This is a genomic window from Flavobacterium foetidum, from assembly GCF_004634245.1.
Lineage (GTDB): Bacteria > Bacteroidota > Bacteroidia > Flavobacteriales > Flavobacteriaceae > Flavobacterium > Flavobacterium foetidum.
Map to the genome: position 1 here is coordinate 483612 of NZ_SJTF01000001.1, position 21005 is coordinate 504616.

Consider the following 21005-nt stretch of genomic DNA (forward strand, 5'->3'; position numbering starts at 1 on the left):
TAAAATAAAAGATGATTTATGGCTGATTGTTTTATAATCCTAATGAATGCTTATCTTTGCTCTTTCTTAAATTAGAACGTTTTTATGTCAACAAATAATAGAAGATTTCCAGCAGAATGGGAAAAGCAACAGGGCATTGTATTGTGTTTTCCGCATAATGGCAACGACTGGCCGGGAAAATACGAAGCTGTTCAATGGGCTTTTGTAGAATTTATAAAAAAGGTAGCCATTTTTGAAACTGTTTTCTTGGTTGTAGCCGATGAAAAACTAAAGGAAAAAGTTGCTGATATGCTTGAAAGGGCTCGTGTAAATCTTGAAAATGTTTCGTATATCATTCATAAAACCAACAGAAGCTGGATGCGTGACTCCGGACCAATTATTGTGAAAAATGGTTCAAAAAGAGAAGCGCTGAATTTCAATTTCAATGGCTGGGCAAAATATAAAAACTATCAGCTAGATAAATTCGTTCCGGGAAAAGTGGCTGATTTTATTGATGTTCCGTTAACTCAGGTTGTATACAAAGGAAAACCGGTAATTGTAGAAGGCGGTGCGATTGATGTAAACGGAAAAGGAACTTTATTGACTTCTGAGGAATGTTTGATGCATCCAACAATTCAGGTTCGAAATCCTGGCTTTACAAAAGAAGATTACGAAGCAGTTTTCAAAGAATATCTTGGAGTCACTAATGTAATCTGGCTTGGTGACGGAATAGAAGGAGATGATACTCACGGACACATCGACGATTTATGCCGATTTGTAAATGAAGATACAATCGTAACGATTGTCGAAACAGATAAAAATGATTCAAATTACAAACCGTTGCAGGATAATTTGAAACGTCTTCAAAACGCAAAATTAGAAAACGGAAAATCTCCAATAATTGTAGCGCTTCCAATGCCAAAACGTGTCGATTTTGAAGATTTAAGATTGCCAGCTAGTTATGCTAATTTCTTGATTTTGAATAATTGCGTTTTAGTGCCGACATTTAACGATAGCAATGATCGAGTGGCTTTAAATATCTTGGCAGAATGTTTCCCAGACAGAGAAGTAATTGGAATCAGTTGTATTGATTTCATCTGGGGATTCGGAACTTTGCATTGTTTAAGCCAGCAGATTCCAGCTTAATTTTTTTTGCCACAAAGGCACAAAGGCGCAAAGATTTGGTTTTTGGCTTAACTTATATGTTTTTGTCAGATTTAGCGAAGTCGAAGCCCCGGTAAAGTTTAAGAACAATAATAATTACAAGTAATATTTGTCATTTCGACGTAAGGAGAAATCTCCGCAAGTGACTCCGCAACAGTTAGTCAATCTTTATAGAGTTTCTCGTGGAGATTTCTCCTTACGTCGAAATGACAAAAAATGAGGAAAACTTTGCGTTTTGGCGTCTGTGCGAGATTAAAAACATACACCAGATCCAGCTTAAAAAAATATTTGCCACAGATTAAAGGATTTTCATAGATTGAAAAATCATTTTAATCTTTTAATCTGTGGCAAAAAAAGCATAAAAAAACCTTGGCGATACCCAAGGCTTCTGTATTTTTACAATTTTTCAGAATCTTTATCTGTTCTTCATTGTCTAATGAAAGGAGGCAATAATTGGCTTGAAACTTCTCCAAATCCAATTCTTACTTCTGCATTTTCGCAGAAACCACGAATAATTACAGTATCATTGTCTTCAATAAATTTGCGTTCGCTTCCGTCTTTCATTTTTAACGGATTCTTACCGCCCCAAGTCAATTCCAACATAGAGCCAAAACTATCCGGAGTGGGGCCAGAAATTGTTCCGGAACCCATCATGTCGCCTGAGTTTACGCGGCATCCGTTGGAAGTATGATGTGCTAACTGCTGGCTCATTGACCAGTATAAATATTTAAAGTTGGATCTCGAAATAACAGTTTCTTCTTGGTCCTCAGGCTTTAATGAAACTTCTAAGTGAATGTCGAAAGCTTTCTTTCCTTTGGTTTGCAAATAAGGAAGTGGCGCTGGATCTTGTTTTGGACCTTTGGTTCTAAAAGGCTCCAAGGCATCCATTGTTACAATCCATGGAGAAATTGAAGTCGCAAAGTTTTTAGCTAAAAATGGTCCAAGAGGCACATATTCCCATTTCTGAATATCACGAGCACTCCAATCATTCAATAAAACCATCCCAAATATATAATCTTCGGCTTCGTAAGTCGGAATGTTTTCGCCCATTACGTTTACATCTGTGGTAATAAAAGCAGTCTCCAATTCAAAATCGACCAAACGTGAAGCGCCAAAAACCGGGGTGTCGTGGCCATTGGGCAAAGTCTGTCCCATTGGTCTGTGAACTGGAATTCCAGACGGCACAATTGTAGAACTTCTACCGTGATATCCAACCGGAATATGAAGCCAGTTTGGAAGTAAGGCGTTCTCAGGATCGCGGAACATTTTGCCTACGTTTGTGGCATGTTCTTTACTAGAATAAAAGTCGGTATAATCGCCAATTAAAACCGGAAGTTGCATTTCTACATCTTCAATTTTAAATATAACAATATCTCGGTGTTTTGTTGAATCTCTTAATTGTGGATTATTTTGGTCAAAAATATCTGCGATGCGATTTCGGACCAAACGCCATGTTTTTTTTCCGTCAGAAATAAAATCATTCAGCGTATCCTGCATAAACATATCGTCTGTTAATTCGATTCCGTCAAAATAATTTAATTGCTGTAAAGCCCCTAAATCTATGGCATAATCGCCAATTCTGGTTCCCACGGTAACGACATTTTCTTTCGTAAGAAACACGCCGAAGGGAATATTCTGAATAGGGAAGTCGCTATTTTCTGGCACTTCCAACCATGATTTTCTACTGGTATCGTTGGCGGTTATTGGCATGTTTGTGTTAATTGTTTGTTGAAAAAATACATGTCAAATATATCATAATCTAACTGTATGGCAAACGTTTTTTTGTATTTTTGCAGGAAATTAACGAAAAACGAAAAAATGCAACGCGACGAACAAATTTTTGATCTTATCCAAGAGGAAAAAGAAAGACAAATTCACGGACTTGAACTTATCGCTTCTGAGAATTTTGTAAGTGATGAAGTAATGGCAGCAGCTGGGTCTGTTTTAACTAACAAATATGCCGAAGGTTATCCTGGTAAAAGGTATTATGGTGGATGCGAGGTAGTTGATGTTATCGAGCAGATTGCTATTGACAGAGCTAAAGAATTATTTGGAGCTGAATATGCAAACGTGCAGCCACACTCAGGATCTCAGGCAAACACTGCTGTTTATCATGCTTGTTTGAATCCTGGAGATACAATTTTAGGTTTTGATTTATCTCACGGAGGTCACTTAACTCACGGTTCTCCTGTAAACTTTTCAGGTCGTTTATACCGTCCAGTTTTTTATGGTGTAGACGCTGAAACTGGTCGCTTAGATTATGATAAAATTCAAGAAATAGCAACTAAGGAGCAACCAAAATTAATCATTGCTGGAGCTTCTGCTTATTCTCGTGATATGGATTTTGCTCGTTTCAGACAAATTGCTGACAGTGTTGGAGCAATTTTATTTGCTGATATTTCTCACCCAGCTGGTCTTATTGCAAAAGGATTATTAAGCGATCCAATTCCACATTGCCATATTGTTTCTACAACAACACACAAAACATTAAGAGGGCCACGTGGAGGTTTGATCTTGATGGGTAAAGATTTCCCAAATCCACAAGGATTGACAACTCCAAAAGGAGAAATCAGAATGATGTCTTCTTTATTAGATTTAGCTGTTTTCCCAGGAAATCAAGGAGGGCCTTTAATGCATATTATTGCTGCTAAAGCGGTTGCTTTTGGTGAAGCATTAAAAGATGAGTTCTTTACTTACGCAATGCAATTGCAAAAAAATGCTAATGCAATGGCAGATGCTTTCGTAAAAAGAGGTTACAACATTATCTCTGGCGGAACAGACAACCACATGATGCTTATTGACTTAAGAAATAAAAATATTTCTGGTAAAGAAGCTGAAAATGCATTGGTAAAAGCTGAAATTACAGTAAACAAAAACATGGTTCCTTTTGACGATAAATCTCCATTTATCACTTCTGGAATCCGTGTTGGGACAGCTGCAATCACAACTCGTGGTTTAGTTGAAAAAGATATGGAAACTATCGTAGCTTTAATCGATAAAGTACTTGCTGATCATACAAACGAAGATCTTATCGAAGAAGTTGCAGCAGAAGTTAACGAATTAATGAGCGAAAGACCAATTTTTGCGTATTAATTAGTTTAAAGTTTAAGGTTTCAAGTTTAAAGTTTTGTAATGCGGAAATAGACGTATTATGACACTTTAAACTTTTTTCGTTTAGAAAAGAAAACTTGAAACTTAAACAAAACAAACCTGAAACAAAAAATAAAATGGGCGTATTAAGATTACAATTACCAACCGACCCGAGATGGGTAAATATTGTTGAGAAAAATATAGAAGAGATTCTCACGGATCATGCGTGGTGCGAGCAGAAAGCCGCAACAAACGCTATTACTATCATTACAAACAATCCAGAACATCAGGACTTGGTTCAGGATTTATTGGCTTTAGTAAAAGAAGAAGTAGATCATTTTGAGCAGGTTCATAATATAATCATCAAAAGAGGCTTGAAATTAGGACGTGAGCGCAAAGATGAATACGTAAACGAATTGTACCAGTACATGAAAAGAAGCGGAGACGGAAGCCGCGTTTCTGGTCTTGTAGAAAGACTTCTTTTTTCTGCTATGATTGAGGCAAGAAGCTGTGAGCGTTTTAAAGTGCTTTCTGAAAATATTCAGGATGAAGAATTAGCTGTTTTTTACAGAGAATTAATGGAAAGCGAAGCAGGGCATTACACGACTTTCATAACTTACGCACGCAAATACGGAGTTGGAATTGACGTCGAAAAACGTTGGAGAGAATGGCTGGCATTCGAAGAATCTATTATCACCAACTACGGGAAAAACGAAACGATTCACGGATAGGTTTTTTTCAGTGTTCAGTGTTCGGTTTTTTAGTGTTCAGTCTCAGTCACAGTTTTCAATTTTTCTTTGTGAAGCTTTGCGAAAGCCTTTGTGAATCTCTGTGAAATTCTAAAAATCCGTTTTAATCAGCGTTTTGCGAAAACGAATCAGTTTAATCGTGTCCATTTTTTTAGTTTTTATAATCTAAAATCTAAAGTCTGAAATCTAAAATTCCTTATATTTGAGAGTAACCAAAAACTCGAACTATGAGAATAGAAATGGACTTAAAATTAGGTTTTAAAGATGTAATGTTTAGACCTAAAAGATCTACATTAAAAAGTAGGTCAGAAGTTTCCTTAGAACAAAATTTTAAGTTTTTGCACAGCACATCAAATTGGACAGGAATTCCGATTATGGCTGCCAATATGGATACGGTAGGAACTTTTGAAATGGCTCAAGTTTTAGCAAAAGAAAAACTTTTTGCAGCGATTCATAAACATTATTCTCTTGAAGAATGGAATACGTTTCTTAAAAATGCAGCTCCAGATGTATACAATTATATTGCAGTCAGCACAGGAACTGGAAAAGAAGATTTTAATAAAATTGGAGAAATAATAACTGCAAATCCGTTACTGAAATTTATTTGTATCGATGTTGCGAATGGTTATTCAGAACATTTTGTTCAGTTTCTAAAGAAAACAAGAAAACAATATCCAGACAAAATAATTATTGCCGGAAATGTTGTGACTGGCGAGATGACCGAAGAACTTTTATTGGCCGGAGCTGATATTGTAAAAGTTGGAATTGGTCCTGGATCCGTTTGTACCACTCGTGTCAAAACAGGCGTAGGTTATCCACAGTTATCTGCCATTATCGAATGCGCAGATGCCGCTCACGGTTTAGGCGGCCATATTATAAGCGATGGAGGCTGTACAACTCCGGGTGATGTAGCCAAAGCTTTTGGAGCTGGAGCCGATTTTGTGATGCTGGGCGGAATGCTCGCAGGACATACTGAAAGTGGTGGTGAATTAATCGAAGTAAAAGGTGAAAAGTTCAAGCAATTTTACGGAATGAGTTCTAAAACTGCAATGGACAAGCATGCTGGCGGTGTTGCAGAATATAGAGCAAGTGAAGGAAAAACAGTTCAGGTTCCGTTTAAAGGAGATGTGATTCATACTGTTTTAGATATTTTAGGCGGCATTAGAAGCACTTGTACGTATGTTGGTGCTTCAAGATTAAAAGAATTAACAAAACGAACGACTTTCATCCGCGTAAGCGAACAAGAAAATCAGGTTTTTACAAAATAATATGATTAAAATTACAGAAGCGTCGATTGAAGATATCGCTAAAATTCAAGAGATTGCACATATAACATGGCCAATAACTTATGGCGAAATTTTGACTAGTGAACAATTGGAATATATGTTAGATCTCATTTATTCTGATGAAGCACTTTCAAAACAAATTCAGAATAAAGAACAATTGTTTTATTTAATTTCCGATTCAGAATTAGTAATTGGTTTTATCGGAATTGAGCATCATTATAAAAACGAAGCGATTACCAAAATCCATAAAATCTATCTTTTGCCAGAAACTCAAGGGAAAGGATATGGCAAAACAGTTTTTGAATCTATTGAAAAACTGGCTTTAGAAAACAATTCCAATAAACTCTTATTAAATGTAAACCGTTTTAATACCGCTTTAAATTTCTATAAAAAGCTAGGTTTCGAAATTAAAGAAACGATTGATATAGAAATTGGAAACGGGTATTTGATGGAGGATTACGTGATGGGGAAGGATATTTCAAAGTAATTTTCCAGCATTTTTGTCATTTCGACTGAAAGGAGAAATCACACGCGGAACTCGACAAAGATTGGAATTTATCTCTGCGGAATTTCTAGTGTGATTTCTCCTTTCAGTCGAAATGACAAACTGTGGCTCAACTCACAATCACATCATGCGTAAATAATAACCCTTTCACTTCATTCAAAGAAAAAACAGCTTTCTTCAGTTTCGTTTTCGATGGATCCATAGTATAATTATAACTCGTTTTAAAATCGGCTTTGTTGGCGATGGCCTTGTTAAATTCGCAACGGTATAAATCGCAATTGTCAAAAATTACACTGGTTAAATCTGCGGCCATAAAATCGACGGCAATTAAACTGCAATTGATAAACGGAGTTCCTTTTAGTTTTAAAGTATAGAACTTCGAAAAATCGAGAATACAGTCATTAAAATGTACTTCAAAAATTAATTTGTCACACATGGCGAAATTTACCTCTTTAATTTCGCATCGATTAAAAGTGACTGTTCTCAAAGCGACGTAATTAATCTTTGCTTCGTTAAAAATACAATCATTAAAAACACAGTCAATAAAAGTAACGGCTAGAAAAGCGCAGGCAGAGAAGTTGCAATTATTAAAAACGCAACCTTCGAAATCTTTAAAATTAAGGTCGTCTTTAGCGTAAATAAATGAATCGTATTCTTTATCAAGAAAATATTCGCTTTCTTTTTTCACCTCTTTTTTGATAATCATTTAAGGCCGAAAAGGTACTAATTTGCGACAGAATTTTCGAGGAAAATCGTAAATCATTTTTGAAATAATATAAACTTTAGAATAAAATTAATGTAGCTTTACAGTTATTTTTCAAGCTGAAATTTATCAATTTTCACAATATGGAATCAACAAGAAAGGAACATGATTTTTTAGGAGAATTAGAAATTCCGAATCATTTATATTACGGAATTCAGACGTTTAGAGCTGTAGAAAATTTTAATATCACAGGAATCCCAATCTCTAAAGAACCTTTGTTTATCAAAGGTTTAGGTTATGTAAAAAAAGCCGCAGCAATGGCAAACAAAGACTGTGGTGCCATTGATCCTAAAATTGCCGAAGCGATTTGTTACGGAAGTGATCAGGTAATTGAAGGTAAATTTGACCAAGAATTTGTAAGCGACTTGATTCAGGGCGGAGCAGGAACTTCTGTAAACATGAATGCTAACGAGGTAATTGCCAACATCGGATTAGAATATTTGGGCCATAAAAAAGGAGAATACCAGTTTCTTCATCCTAACAATCATGTCAACTGTTCGCAATCGACAAACGATGCTTATCCATCGGCATTTAGAATTGCTTTGTATTTAAAAATGGAAAGCTTTATCAAAACTTTTGCAGGTTTAGAAGTTGCTTTCGCCAAAAAAGGAGAAGAATTCAAGGATGTGCTGAAAATGGGAAGAACGCAGTTGCAAGATGCCGTTCCGATGACTTTAGGACAGGAATTCAAAGCTTATGCAACTACAATTGGTGAAGATATTCAGCGTTTGAAAAATACTCAGGATTTATTGTTAGAAATCAATATGGGAGCAACCGCTATTGGAACAAAAGTAAATGCTCCAGAAGGTTATCCTGAACTTTGCGTAAAATATTTGGCAGACGAGGTCGGAATTCCGTTAACGCTTTCACCAGATTTAATTGAAGCAACTGTAGATACTGGAGCCTATGTTCAGATTATGGGGACTTTAAAACGTTCTGCCGTTAAGATTTCTAAAATATGCAACGATTTACGTTTATTGAGTTCTGGGCCAAGAACCGGTTTAAACGAAATCAATCTTCCGGCACGTCAGCCAGGATCTTCTATTATGCCCGGAAAAGTAAATCCAGTAATTCCAGAAGTCGTAAATCAGACTTGTTTTTATGTTATTGGGCAGGACTTAACGGTTACAATGGCGGCAGAAGCAGGTCAATTGCAGTTGAATGTAATGGAGCCTGTTATTGCTTTTGCCATGTTTACATCGTTGGATTATCTTTCGAATGCAATTCAGACGTTAATCGATAAATGTATTAACGGAATTACGGCAAATGTTGATCACTGCTACAATATGGTCATGAACAGTATTGGAATCGTAACGCAACTAAACCCGATTATTGGTTATGAAGAAAGTGCCAGTATTGCAGGCGAGGCTTTAAAAACTGGTAAAAGCGTTCATCAAATTGCGGTTATAGAACGAAAATTAATTACTCAGGAAAAGTGGGATGAAATCTATTCTTTAGAAAATTTAATTCATCCAAAATTTATAACGAAATAATTTGTTGATAAGCAATATAAAATTAAACTGTAATAGAGCGCTTTTTTGACACATTGATAAAATGCATTTTGTTTGATTATTTGATTTTAATGTTCTGTATTTCATGCAGTTGTGTTTTTGAGTTCATGTTTTTTCTTTCCAAAACAGAAATATTTTTGAAAGAAAAATAGTAAATTTGGATATACATTAACAAACAAAATCCAAAATTTATGAAAAAGTACAGTTTATTAGTAGCTGTATTTCTATCGGTGATAGGAATGCAGGCTCAAGATGCAAGGTCATTTTCTCTTAATTTGTATGGAGGATATAATTTTTCAGATCAACTCGATTACGACGGTTATTCGGCAACAATCGAAGATGGTTTTCAATATGGAGCGGGATTTGAGTATTTCTTTTCAACAAATAATTCTGTTGAGTTAAAGTATTTACGCTCAGATGTTAAAATACCATTATATGGTCCTGCAGGAAATCAAATCAATACTGATGATAAAGGTGCATTCAATTTCATTCTTACAGATTTTACCCACTATTTTGATACAGGATCAAATTTGCTTCCGTTTTTGGGTGCCGGTGCTGGAGTCGGTATTGTAGAATCGCCTCAAGGAGGAAGCGGAACATATTTTGCATGGGACGTAAAGGGAGGTGTAAAGATTAAAACCACATCATCTGTTTCTGTTAATATTAATGCCTATTTACAATCTATATCGGCAGCAGTTGGCGAAAGTTATTATTGGTCATACTGGGTAGGACCAGTTGCGATTGAAGATTATATTTCTACCTTTCAATTTGGTTTAGGCGCAACATTAAGTTTCAACTTTAAAAATTAAGAATTTGAAGTTTAACATAAATAAATAAGAAAAAGCAGGCTCTTGGGTCTGCTTTTTTTATGTTTTGGCTTAATTGTTCATAATTAAATCATAATTTCTATCCGTAATAAGTACTATTTTTGAACTCAATTCTTATTTTTGTTGTATATACAAACTTCTAAAGATGAAATTACTGATAGTTGAAGACGAACCAAATCTGTTGTCAATCCTTCGTAAAGGATTTGCTGAAAACAATAATGAAGTAAGTGTGGCAATGGACGGAAAAACTGCTCTGGAAATGATTCATAATTACACTTTTGATGTTGTGATTTTAGATGTAATGCTTCCGGACATTAACGGAATAGAAATCTGCAGAAGACTTCGTGCTGCCAAAAACTTTGTGCCGATTCTCCTTTTAACCGCTTTGGGAACTTCAGAAAACATTGTTACAGGACTTAATTCTGGTGCAGATGATTATCTGGTGAAACCTTTTAAGTTTGGAGAACTTGATGCGCGTGTCAATGCATTGTACAGACGATCGCATCAGGAAACAGAGAAAATTGATACCATTACAATTGCTGATTTAGAAATAAATGGCCGTGCCAAAACCGTAAAAAGAAGAGGCGAAAACATAATTCTGACCGCAAAAGAGTTTAAGTTATTGTATTATCTGGCAAAAAATACAGGCAGAATTGTTTCCCGAGATCAGATTTTGGACAATGTTTGGGACATCAATTTTGATATGAATACCAATGTTGTAGATGTATACATCACTTACTTAAGAAGAAAAATCGATAAGCCTTTTGGATCCAAACTTATTCATACCATGAAAGGATTGGGTTATGTTATAAAACCGTAAAATGGATATTAGGAAAAAAATTACTTTCAATTATGTTGCTCTGTCTACCTTCAGCACGTCATTGTTGTGTGTTATTGTTTTTTTTCTTTTCAGAGAAAACAATAGATACCACTTTTTAAAGCGTTTAGATGACAGATCGAAAATTGTGGCTTCAATCCATTTTCAGAATGATCCCCAAAAGATAAAATACTACAAGAATCTTAAAAAGAACGGTCTTGAAGAATTAATAGAAGAGGAAGAGTATGTACTAAAAATCAACAGCCACAACAGTTTTGATTACAATACGAACTTAAATCTTCCGAATAAATTTTATACTACTATTTTAAGCACTGGAAGTGATTACTTTGAACGTGACAATAAGTATTACTTAGGACAAATTTTTGAAGAAAACAATCAGAGATACATTGTAATCGTTGGAGCAAGAGATAGAAAAGGAACAGATACAACGGTTTACATCGTCAAGATTATGGTTTTTGGCGGTATAGGATTTGTGATTCTTGCTTTCTTGTTAGGACGTTTTTTGGCCAAAAGAGTAATCAATCCGGTGGCACGCATTACTAAGGAAGTAAAAAGAATCAGTGCTTCTAATCTTCATAATCGTCTGCCAGAAGTCAAAAATTCGGATGAGATTTCAGACTTGACCAATACTTTCAACAATATGCTTGATAGGCTCGAAACTTCTTTTGAGATTCAGGCCAATTTTATCAATAATGCTTCACACGAATTAAAAACGCCAATTACGACCATTATTGCGGAGGCAGAAATTATGCTATTAAAAGAGCGTGCTGTTGCTGAATATGTCGAATCACTTGAAAATATCTACAACCAAGCTTCGAGATTAGGAAATCTGACCGAAAGCTTGCTCAAACTTACACAAACCGGCTACGACGGAAAAAAACAGGTCTCTGATATCGCCCGTATAGACGAACTTTTGATGGATGTAAAATCTGACCTAGATAAAATTTATCCGGACAACAGAGTTGTCGTGAGGCTTAATTTTGCACCAAAAGACTCCAATTTATTGCTTTTGCCTTGCAATAAACCGCTTCTGGAACTTGCCATCAATAATATTATTACAAACGGAGTAAAATATTCGGACAATAACGAGGTTTTCGTCACTTTATCGGCCAATAACGAAATGATTAAAATTTCGATTAATGATATCGGAATCGGAATTCCGCCTGAGGATATTCCTCATCTTTACGAACCTTTTTTTAGAGGTAAAATTGCAACTAAATATATTGGTTATGGTTTAGGACTTCCGCTAGCATCAAAAATCATCCGCATGCATGAGGGTGAAATGCAGGTTCAGTCGGAGCAGAACAAAGGTACTATTGTCACAATCATCTTCAAGAAATCAAACATTAAAAAATCTAATGTTTAATCTTAGAAAATTCTAATTTTAGATTAATAAGTGTCTAATTTGCACTTGGTTACTTTGTAAGTATAAACTAAACTGTTATACTTATGAAAAATTTCCTTATACCTACGACTTTAAAAGACGACACTATCTCTGCTGTTAAATCTGCGGTAAATCAGTCTAAAAATACTGATTCAGAAATTATATTAGTATTAGTTTCTGAGGCACCAGACACATTTTCTTCTTCCAATTTTTTGAGAGAAATGCGATCTAGCCTTACCAAAAGCCAAGAAGAAGTCTTAGAGACTTGTCGTTATATTATTGATCATACTCCTAACTGCAAACTAAAAGTTCACAATCAGTACGGACTTTCGTCGCCTATTTTTAAACGTATTATTGAAGTTTTTTCAGTAAAACTGGTAATCCTGACACCTTCTTATAAACAGGAAACCAAAAAAATCCATCAATATTTAGTGCAGCTTGCAGGCAATCAGAAATGCCCGATTCTACATTTAAGCACAGAAATCAATAAAGATGTTTTCAAAAAAGCGCTTTATATAGAAAATTCAGACGTGAATATTCATATAAAAGATGTGCAGCAATTTTTGAGCGAAAACTTTTCATTTGAGATTGTGAGCCAGACGGCAAGTTTTGAAGATAATTTCGAAAATGCAGAACCATTTTTATCTGAGGCCATTACGAAACATAATATTGATATGTTGGTAGAAACCCGCAAAGGAGAAAAAATCAAATTTAAGAAAGTAAAAAAGGAAAATATTAATGAAAAACTGGGACTTCCAGTACTTTCATTATACGAGGAACTGGTTTAAAAAACCTGTTTTAGAATAAGTGTAATTTAATTTAAAAACCGAAAAGTATGCTGTTAAAGAAAAGAATACCAATGAAGTACGTTCTCGGGAAAATTAAAATAGAAATTGCCCTTGTAATGGCTTATGTAGTAGTTTTTGAAGTCTTTCATCACTATTTTGTAACGCTTCCGGTCGATATTCCGATTGCAATTCCGACCATGATCGGAACCATTATTTCGCTTTTGCTAGCCTTTAAATCCAATCAGGCTTATGACAGATGGTGGGAAGCCCGAATTGTATGGGGAGCTGTTGTAAACGACTCGAGAACTTTGATTCGTCAGGTGCTGACATTTTATGAAGATCCTGATTTTTCTGTTGAAGCAAGCGAATTCAAAGAAAATTTTGCAAAAAGACAAATTGCCTGGTGTTATAGCTTAGGACAGTCGCTCCGAAATAAAGATGCTGTAAAACCGCTTCACGGATTGATGAGCGAAGAAGAAATCAAGTACATCAAAAATCATCAAAATGTTCCGAATGCAATCTTGATGCTGCACGGAAGAGATTTGAGAAACGCTAAAAACGAAAAGAAAATCAATGCCTATCAGCAGGTTGAAATTGATAACACATTATCAAGATTATGCGATGAAATGGGAAAATGTGAGCGAATTAAGAACACGATTTTCCCGACAACCTATAGCATGTACATCAGGCTGACATTGTGTTTGTTTATTCTGTTATTGCCTTTCGGACTTACAAGTGTTTTGAGCTGGTTTGCGATTCCATTGATTACTGCTATTGGAGCAGCCTTCTTTTTAATTGAGAGAATGGCAATTCATCTGCAAGATCCGTTTGAAAACAGGCCAACAGATACTCCTGTAACGGCAATTGCCAATACAATAGAAAAAAATATAAGACAAATGCTTAACGAATACCAAAGCGAGTTTGATATTTTGAAAGAGTTTGAATTAAAAGATGATGCTAAAAAGGTAGAAAGCGAGGCTTACTACGTTTTGTAACAATAATTGACTTGGTTTCTCAATTGTCGCCAGGCAGCGTTTTAATTAGTGGCGCTGTCTGGCATTTTTATGATTTATCAGGAATATTTTTTAAGCAGATTTCCTAATGTCTGTATAGACAGCCTTAATTCATTTGACCAAGGAAGCCCAAAACTCAAACGCATACAGTTTGAAAACTGGTCCTGAAAAGAAAAGATTCTTCCAGGAGCAATACTGATATTATGTTTAAGCGCCAGATGGTAAAACGCAGCCGTATCTATGTTTTTATCAAGTTCTACCCACAGAAAAAAGCCTCCTTGTGGCTGGCTTACTTTGGTTCCAGCCGGAAAATATTCTAAAACGGTATTGATATAGTTGTTGCAGTTGCGGTTTAAGATTTGTCTTATTCTGCGGAGATGATTTTCGTAACGGCCATTTTTCAAAAAATCACCAACAACTTCATGAGTAATTGTGGGAGAAGAAATCGTATGATACAATTTGGTTCGCAACACCTCTTTTTTGAATTTCCCAGGCAAAACCCAGCCCACGCGATAACCAGGAGCTAACGTTTTTGAAACTGAGCTGCAGCAGAGAACAATACCGCTTTGGTCGTAAGTTTTGCAATTCGTCGGACGGCTTGTGCCAAAATACAAATCTCCATGAATATCGTCTTCAATCAATGGAATATTATAGAATTCCATCATCTTGACGATTTCTTTTTTATGTTCGTTTGGCATCATGCTTCCAGAAGGATTACTGAAGTTGCTCATCAAGACACAGGCTTTTACTTTTTTGGATGAAAGCGTTTTTTTTACTGCTTCGAGCTCGATTCCCGTTGTCATATTGGTTGGAAGCTCCATTACGTAAAGCCCCAAAGATCTGGCCAACTGCAAAATACCAAAATAGACGGGACTTTCGGTAATAATGGTATCTCCAGGTTTTGTCAGGGTCAGTAAACAATCTGAAATAGCAGAAATACATCCGGGTGTTGTAATAATATCTTCCTCAGTCGGAGAACCGCCCCAAGTAAAGGACCAGCGTGCTATCTCTTTTCGTAAATTGCTGTTTCCCTGAATTTCCTCATAACTGGTGCCACTGTTGGGTAATTGGCGCATAGCCTGAACCATTCCTTTGTTTAATTTGGCTATTGGTAGTAATTCATTTGAAGGAAAACCAAGTGAAAGCATTGTCAGATCCTTTTTGCGCATATCTCCATACACCAAATCAATCAGGTCTTCGCGTTCGATATTTTCAACAGTTAAAACAGGATTGCTTGCAGAAGGTTCCGGAATTTTACGAGCCGAAATGTTACTCACATAATAGCCTGATTGCGGTCTTGACTCAATCAAAGAGCGGCTTTCTACTTCATAATACGCTTTGCTGACCGTGCTCATGCTGTAACCCGTTTCTGCACAGACTTCGCGGATTGATGGCAGTTTGTCGCCCACATTGAGAAGTCCGGATTTTATTTGTTTCTCAATTAAGTCAGCAAACTGAAGGTATAAGTAACTGGAATTTTTCATAAAAAATAAAAACTGTTCTGCTGCAATTTACAAAAACTGTATCTGTATTGCTGTCTTATTTTTTAGAAATTTGCTTCATCAAAAGAAAACAAATTCAAAAGAGAAATTTTGTGAAAACAACAAAGTACTATATAGCCGCAATAACCGCCTTTGTAACATGGGGACTTTTCAGTTTGGTGTTAAGGCCTATTCACGATTATCCTTCCTTGGATATTCTATTTTTTCGTGTTTTCAGCTGCAGTATCTTAATGCTTTTGATTGCTTTTTTATTCAAAAGAAAAAAAATAAAAGAAACGATCGCAATCTTTAAAGCGATGCCGAAATCAGAAAAAAGAAAATCAATTCTTCTGAATATTGGCGGCAGTGCTTTTTTGATGGCAAACTGGTTTACGTTTATTTATGCTATGAATCATGTAAGCATTAAAGCGGCGTCTTTGGCGTACTTAGTTTGTCCGATTTTAACGACGTTGCTGGCTTATTTTATACTAAAAGAAAAACTGCTCAAAACGCAATGGATTTCGGTTGGACTTAGCATTTCGGGCTGTTTGTTGCTTTCTTATACCGATATTATGGATATGCTTTTTAGTATCGTTATTGGTCTCACGTATGCAGCTTATTTGGTAAGCCAGCGTGCCAATAAGAATTTTGATAAATTTATTGTTTTGACTTTTCATATAACATTGGCTGCCTTGTTTTTAGTACCATTTTATCCAAGTTATGGAGGACCGGTTCCAACAGAATTTAGATTTTATTTCTGTATCGAAACAATCGCAATCTTATTTACAATTGTACCGCTTTTCCTGAATTTGTACGCGCTTTCTGGAATCAATTCTTCAACAGTTGGAATGTTATTAAACATTAATCCGATGATTGCATTTGGGTTGGCAGCCTTTGTTTTTAAAGAAAATATAACGCCTTTGCAGATTACAGCATACGGAATCATATTTGCTGCAGTGTTAGTTTTTAATTCACATCATCTTTTTGCCATAAAGCAAAAATATATCCTGTCGTCTAAAGATTCTCGCCAGACATAATCTTACTATTTTTTATTGGTTTAAAATGTAAAATTACGAGAATCTTAACAGGGTTTTAAAACAGGAATGACTATTTTTCATTTCTGTTTTTTTTATGTTTTAAACAGAAAAATTATTTAGCCACTGATTTAACTGATTGTATTCTTTGTGCGAAAAAATGTTGCCACGAATTGCACGAATTCCAGCGAATTAGATTATGAGAATAGTAAATAAAATTTGTGAAAATTCGTGGCGAAAGAAAATCATTTTAATCTGTGTAATCTGTGGTGATATAAAAACGAATACGAATCCGAATCTATTGATATGAAAAACAACAAACTTCAAGCTTTTATTCCGTTATTTTATTTAGTGTGGTCTGATGATCTTTTGACGCAGAAAGAGTTTTCGACCTTAAAAGAATTTATAAATTCACTATCTGCTCTTTCTCAAGACGAAAAAGAGTTTCTTCTTTCAAAAGTTGATATTTCAAATCCGCCTTCGCGAAGTGAACTTACACAATGGAAATCAGATATTGAGAAAAGTATTCAGGATAAATCATCAATAAAATCGATTTTTGATATTGCAAAAGCTTTGTCAGGAGATGATCTGGATCTAACGCCAATCGAATCTGACTTTGTAAAGCTTGAAAATGATCTTGGTATCCTAGGTGAGGAAGCGTTGCAGAATTTTAAAACCAAGGCAGCGTCATTTACGGCTAATTCGCAGACATCGGAGAATTTTGACATCAAAAAAATAACTGAATTTCTAGACGGAACAGAAGCGCCAATCATAAAAAAGGTAAAATCGGTTATTTCAAGACCCGAATTTGCTTATGAAACGTCGACTGACATCAATGTTTTCAGAGAGACGGTTTACAAATGGTGTAAAATTCTTGCCGATGAAAATTTGGGAAATATGGCTTATCCAAAACAATATGGAGGAGGAGAGAACATAGCCGATTATTTTGCGATTATGGAAACGCTGAGTTATCACGATTTGAGTTTAGTAATCAAATTCGGCGTGCAATTTGGACTGTGGGGAATGAGCGTACAATCTTTAGGAACCGAAAAACATTATGCTAAATATTTAAGAGATATTGGTTCGTTGAAACTTCCGGGTTGTTTTGCCATGACCGAAACGCATCACGGATCAAACGTAAAAGGTCTGGAAACCACCGCAACGTACAATCATAATGATCAGACTTTTACGATTCATACACCATACAAAAACGCTCAGAAAGAATATATAGGAAATGCAGCAGTTCATGGACAAATGGCCACTGTTTTTGCAAAATTGATTATTGACGGACATGATTATGGCGTTAATGCCTTTGTGGTACCGTTACGAGATTCTGACGGCAATGTAGTAGAAGGCGTTACAATTGGTGATTGCGGTCATAAAATGGGACTAAACGGCGTAGATAACGGAACAATCAGTTTTGACAATGTCGTAATTCCAAAGGAAAATATGCTGGATCGTTTTGCTTCGGTAAACGAAAAAGGAGAATTCGAAAGTCCGATTCCAAGTGATAACCGTCGATTTTTTACCATGTTAGGAACTTTGGTAGGAGGTAGAATCGGGATTCCAAGATCTGCGTTGGCGGCAGCGAAATCTGGATTAACAATTGCTATTCGCTACAGCGATCAAAGAAGGCAATTCGGACCAGAAGGCGGCGCAGAAGTTCCGATTTTAAACTACAGAATGCATCAGCGTAGATTATTGCCGCATTTGGCTAAAACGTATGCTGTACATTTCGCTCTTCAGTATTTAACCAAAAGATTTTTGAACAGAACGGAAGCCGAAATGCAAGAAATAGAAGCCTTGGCAGCTGGAATGAAATCGTATTCAACCTGGAGTACAAGAGATATTTTGCAAGAATGCCGTGAAGCTTGTGGCGGAAAAGGATATTTGTCTGAGAACAGAATCGATGCGCTAAAAAACGATACCGAAATTTACACCACTTTTGAAGGCGATAATACGGTATTGATGCAATTGGTGGCAAAAAACCGTTTATCTGAATTTAGAAAAGCATTTGGAGAAATGGGATCTTTGGGAATTATCAATTATGTTTATGAAAATGCCAAAACCGCTTTAGCAGAAAAAAATCCGATTGCAACCAGAAGAACAGAGGAGGAACATTTACTCGACAGCGAATTTCATTTGCAGGCATTCATACACAGAGAAAAAACGATATTGGCTTCTGCAGCGAGACGTATCAAGAAATTGGTCGATGGCGGATTAGAAGCTTATGACGCTTTTAATGTCGTACAACATCAAATGATTGATGTAGCACAAGCTTATTTGGAGCGCATTGTTTTGGAGCAGTTTCAAGAAGCTCTAAAAAACATTGAAGATGAAAAATCAAAGCAAATCCTTACCAAGGTTTATCAGCTGTTTGCGCTTTCGCAACTAGAAAAAAACAAAGCGTGGTATCTAGAAGACGGCTATATGGAAGCCGTAAAAACAAAAGCAATTCGTAAAATAGTCAACCAATTGTGTTGGGATATTCGCCCAGATGCAGTTGCGCTTGTCAACGCTTTTGATATTCCGGAAAGCTGTTTAGCGGCGCCAATTGCTGTAAAATAAGGTTTCTGCCATGAATTTCACAAATTTTCACGAAATATGATGTAAAGAAGAAATTAGAATTCATTCGTGAAAATTCGTGAAATTTGCGGCAAAAAAAAGAAAAAACTTAGAACCTTAGCCACTTAGTATCTTAGGATCTAAAATCATTATATTTGTTTCCCTATTAAACTATCTATCTTTTTCTAGTGAAAAATCACTTTTTACTTTTTTGTGCTTTTTTATTTTGTATTCCGTCTTTTGCACTGGATAGCGAAGATGTAATTTTGGCGAAATTAAACAATGCCATCAAAAACAAACAACATTATGTAAGACTCAAAGAAGAACGGATTTTAAACTTCAAAAAAATAAAATCTGAAAATCTTACCCCAGAGCAGGAGTACAATTACAATAAAACATTATACTTAGAATACCAGAAATTCAATTCTGATTCCGCAATTCGATATGTAAAAAAAAACATCAATATAGCCGAAAAGCTTGAAGATAAAAATCTATTTAATTTGGCGCAGCTTCAATTGGTTACGCTTTATTCCTCGTCCGGAAAATACCGAGAATCTGAAGCCATTCTGAAAAGCATCAATAAAAAAACGATTTCTTCAGATTTGTTGCCAACCTATTATATATCGTACCGCGAATTTTTTGAACATTATGCTGCAAATAGCTATAATGAAGAATACCGCCAACAAATTATAAAATACAGAGATTCTCTGCTTACAATTCTGAATCCAAATTCATTTAGCTATAAGATAAACCGTATTCAGCAAGATATTTTCCATAAAAAATTTGATAACACAAAGAAGCAGTTGCAAGATTTGCTGGCGGTTACAAAAGAAGACAATCCGCAGTATGCAATGATTACTTACTTGCTTGGCAAAATTTATGAAGCCACTAATAATCTTGAACTGCGAAAGAGGTATTATGCGCTTTCGGCAACATCAGATCTTAAAAACGCCAATAAGGACAATGCTTCATTACAGGAACTTGCTTTGGTTTTTTATGAAATTGGCGATGTTGATATGGCTTATAAATTGACACAATCGGCTATTGAAGATGCTTTATACTGCAATGTGCAGTTTCGAACCCTGTTAATGTCTGAGGTGTACTCGATTATCAACACTGTTTATCTTGAGAAAGAAGCAAAACGTAAAACAGAATTACAGCTTTATTTGTTGTGTATTAGCTTGTTATCGGTCTTTTTGATTGCAGCTGTAATTTATGTCTACAAACAAATGAAAAAGGTATCTAAAATTCGAGCAGAATTGTATGAAACCAGCCAGAAATTAGCCGAGTTAAACAAAGACATCACCGAAACAAACGAACAGCTTCAGAAAACCAATTCGCAATTGTCTGAATCGAATCATGTTAAAGAAGAATATATCGCGCATTTTTTTAGCCTTTGTTCGACATACATCAACAAATTGGAGAATTATAGAATTATCTTGAATAAAAAAGCGACGGCCAAACAGTTTGACGAAATTTACAAAATCTTAAAGTCAACTACTTTAGTAGATAACGAGCTTGAAGAGCTTTACAAAAATTTCGATATCATTTTTTTAAATCTCTATCCGACTTTCGTAAAAGATTTTAATGCGCTTTTAATTCCGGAAGAGCAGATTGTTTTGAAACAAGGAGAATTGCTAAATACCGAACTCCGAATTTTTGCTTTGATCCGACTCGGAATAACAGACAGTGTTAAGATTGCGGCATTTCTTCGTTATTCTTTAAGCACCATTTACAATTACAGAACAAGAGGAAGGAATAAGGCTGCAGTTTCGCGAAATGATTTCGAAGAAATGGTCATGAAAATTGGTTCGATGGCATTAAAAACATAGATAAAAATTTTAAAAGCACTACTTTTTTTGGTGCTTTTTTTTATTTATGTAATTATAAATCAATGTTTTAATTTTTTAAATCACTACTTTTTTGCGTTCAAAAATATAACCTGTACGATAACGTTTTAGTTTTACAATATGATAAAGGTACAAATGACCACTAGTACTTTTGCAGATATTGAATGCTTAAATAAAT

General features: G+C 35.5%; 17 protein-coding genes. 14 read left to right on the plus strand and 3 right to left on the minus strand.

Translation table 11 applies throughout. The annotated features are described in order from the left end of the window. The first annotated feature begins 84 nt into the window (after positions 1-84). Positions 85-1125, plus strand: coding sequence for an agmatine deiminase family protein (locus E0W73_RS02105; RefSeq protein WP_135220432.1), 1041 nt, complete (start codon positions 85-87; stop codon positions 1123-1125). 444 nt (positions 1126-1569) lie between these two features. Here E0W73_RS02105 and fahA read toward each other — a convergent pair whose 3' ends face one another. Continuing rightward, on the minus strand, positions 1570-2853 hold the full coding sequence (gene fahA, locus E0W73_RS02110) for a fumarylacetoacetase (RefSeq protein ID WP_135220433.1): 1284 nt from the start codon (positions 2851-2853) through the stop codon (positions 1570-1572). A 108-nt stretch (positions 2854-2961) separates the two neighbouring features. Between fahA and glyA the strand changes: the two genes are divergently transcribed. The 4 genes from glyA (at position 2962) to E0W73_RS02130 (ending at position 6755) form a co-directional block, all read left to right on the plus strand. Then, positions 2962-4236, plus strand: coding sequence for a serine hydroxymethyltransferase (gene glyA, locus E0W73_RS02115; protein WP_135220491.1), 1275 nt, complete (start codon positions 2962-2964; stop codon positions 4234-4236). 134 nt (positions 4237-4370) lie between these two features. After that, positions 4371-4964 carry a tRNA-(ms[2]io[6]A)-hydroxylase gene (gene miaE / locus E0W73_RS02120; protein ID WP_008463152.1) on the plus strand — a complete coding sequence of 198 codons (594 nt, stop codon included), beginning with the start codon at positions 4371-4373 and terminating at the stop codon, positions 4962-4964. 245 nt (positions 4965-5209) lie between these two features. Further along, positions 5210-6250: a GMP reductase gene (locus tag E0W73_RS02125; RefSeq protein ID WP_135220434.1), complete on the plus strand. Its 1041-nt coding sequence runs from the start codon at positions 5210-5212 to the stop codon at positions 6248-6250. Position 6251: 1 nt separating this feature from the next. Beyond that, on the plus strand, positions 6252-6755 hold the full coding sequence (locus E0W73_RS02130) for a GNAT family N-acetyltransferase (RefSeq protein ID WP_135220435.1): 504 nt from the start codon (positions 6252-6254) through the stop codon (positions 6753-6755). A 127-nt stretch (positions 6756-6882) separates the two neighbouring features. On the opposite strand, the gene E0W73_RS02135 is transcribed toward E0W73_RS02130, so the two are convergent. Further along, positions 6883-7461, minus strand: a complete 579-nt coding sequence (locus E0W73_RS02135) for a pentapeptide repeat-containing protein (RefSeq protein ID WP_135220492.1) — start codon at positions 7459-7461, stop codon at positions 6883-6885. Positions 7462-7619: 158 nt separating this feature from the next. Here E0W73_RS02135 and aspA point away from each other — a divergent pair, with 158 nt between their 5' ends. The 6 genes from aspA (at position 7620) to E0W73_RS02165 (ending at position 13879) form a co-directional block, all read left to right on the plus strand. After that, positions 7620-9029 carry an aspartate ammonia-lyase gene (gene aspA / locus E0W73_RS02140; protein ID WP_135220436.1) on the plus strand — a complete coding sequence of 470 codons (1410 nt, stop codon included), beginning with the start codon at positions 7620-7622 and terminating at the stop codon, positions 9027-9029. A 209-nt stretch (positions 9030-9238) separates the two neighbouring features. Next, positions 9239-9856, plus strand: a complete 618-nt coding sequence (locus E0W73_RS02145) for an outer membrane beta-barrel protein (protein ID WP_135220437.1) — start codon at positions 9239-9241, stop codon at positions 9854-9856. Positions 9857-10019: 163 nt separating this feature from the next. Next, positions 10020-10694, plus strand: a complete 675-nt coding sequence (locus E0W73_RS02150; RefSeq protein ID WP_135220438.1) for a response regulator transcription factor — start codon at positions 10020-10022, stop codon at positions 10692-10694. A 145-nt stretch (positions 10695-10839) separates the two neighbouring features. Continuing rightward, a complete protein-coding gene (locus E0W73_RS02155) occupies positions 10840-12078 on the plus strand; it encodes a HAMP domain-containing sensor histidine kinase (protein WP_244248413.1) in 1239 nt (412 codons plus the stop codon). Positions 12079-12161: 83 nt separating this feature from the next. Further along, a complete protein-coding gene (locus E0W73_RS02160) occupies positions 12162-12884 on the plus strand; it encodes a hypothetical protein (protein ID WP_135220440.1) in 723 nt (240 codons plus the stop codon). Between the two features lie 47 nt (positions 12885-12931). Beyond that, entirely contained in the window at positions 12932-13879 is a 948-nt protein-coding gene (locus tag E0W73_RS02165) for a bestrophin family protein (protein WP_135220441.1), read from the plus strand. Between the two features lie 77 nt (positions 13880-13956). Here the strand turns inward: E0W73_RS02165 and E0W73_RS02170 are convergent, their stop codons facing one another. Next, entirely contained in the window at positions 13957-15381 is a 1425-nt protein-coding gene (locus E0W73_RS02170; RefSeq protein ID WP_135220442.1) for an aminotransferase-like domain-containing protein, read from the minus strand. 110 nt (positions 15382-15491) lie between these two features. Here E0W73_RS02170 and E0W73_RS02175 point away from each other — a divergent pair, with 110 nt between their 5' ends. The 3 genes from E0W73_RS02175 to E0W73_RS02185 all read left to right on the plus strand — a co-directional run bounded on the left by E0W73_RS02175 (position 15492) and on the right by E0W73_RS02185 (position 20809). Further along, on the plus strand, positions 15492-16415 hold the full coding sequence (locus tag E0W73_RS02175; RefSeq protein ID WP_135220443.1) for an EamA family transporter: 924 nt from the start codon (positions 15492-15494) through the stop codon (positions 16413-16415). Positions 16416-16718: 303 nt separating this feature from the next. Further along, entirely contained in the window at positions 16719-18980 is a 2262-nt protein-coding gene (locus E0W73_RS02180) for an acyl-CoA dehydrogenase family protein (protein ID WP_135220444.1), read from the plus strand. A 185-nt stretch (positions 18981-19165) separates the two neighbouring features. Further along, the gene (locus E0W73_RS02185) at positions 19166-20809 is read left to right on the plus strand and encodes a DUF6377 domain-containing protein (protein WP_244248415.1); all 1644 of its coding nucleotides are present in this window, start codon (positions 19166-19168) and stop codon (positions 20807-20809) included. Positions 20810-21005 lie beyond the last annotated feature (196 nt).

Bases quoted from the DNA above. Each gene is read 5' to 3' on its own strand.
- E0W73_RS02105 (WP_135220432.1), top strand. From the start codon at position 85: ATGTCAACAAATAATAGAAGATTTCCAGCAGAATGGGAAAAGCAACAG.
- fahA (WP_135220433.1), bottom strand. From the start codon at position 2,853: ATGCCAATAACCGCCAACGATACCAGTAGAAAATCATGGTTGGAAGTG.
- glyA (WP_135220491.1), top strand. From the start codon at position 2,962: ATGCAACGCGACGAACAAATTTTTGATCTTATCCAAGAGGAAAAAGAA.
- miaE (WP_008463152.1), top strand. From the start codon at position 4,371: ATGGGCGTATTAAGATTACAATTACCAACCGACCCGAGATGGGTAAAT.
- E0W73_RS02125 (WP_135220434.1), top strand. From the start codon at position 5,210: ATGAGAATAGAAATGGACTTAAAATTAGGTTTTAAAGATGTAATGTTT.
- E0W73_RS02130 (WP_135220435.1), top strand. From the start codon at position 6,252: ATGATTAAAATTACAGAAGCGTCGATTGAAGATATCGCTAAAATTCAA.
- aspA (WP_135220436.1), top strand. From the start codon at position 7,620: ATGGAATCAACAAGAAAGGAACATGATTTTTTAGGAGAATTAGAAATT.
- E0W73_RS02145 (WP_135220437.1), top strand. From the start codon at position 9,239: ATGAAAAAGTACAGTTTATTAGTAGCTGTATTTCTATCGGTGATAGGA.
- E0W73_RS02150 (WP_135220438.1), top strand. From the start codon at position 10,020: ATGAAATTACTGATAGTTGAAGACGAACCAAATCTGTTGTCAATCCTT.
- E0W73_RS02160 (WP_135220440.1), top strand. From the start codon at position 12,162: ATGAAAAATTTCCTTATACCTACGACTTTAAAAGACGACACTATCTCT.
- E0W73_RS02165 (WP_135220441.1), top strand. From the start codon at position 12,932: ATGCTGTTAAAGAAAAGAATACCAATGAAGTACGTTCTCGGGAAAATT.
- E0W73_RS02170 (WP_135220442.1), bottom strand. From the start codon at position 15,381: ATGAAAAATTCCAGTTACTTATACCTTCAGTTTGCTGACTTAATTGAG.
- E0W73_RS02180 (WP_135220444.1), top strand. From the start codon at position 16,719: ATGAAAAACAACAAACTTCAAGCTTTTATTCCGTTATTTTATTTAGTG.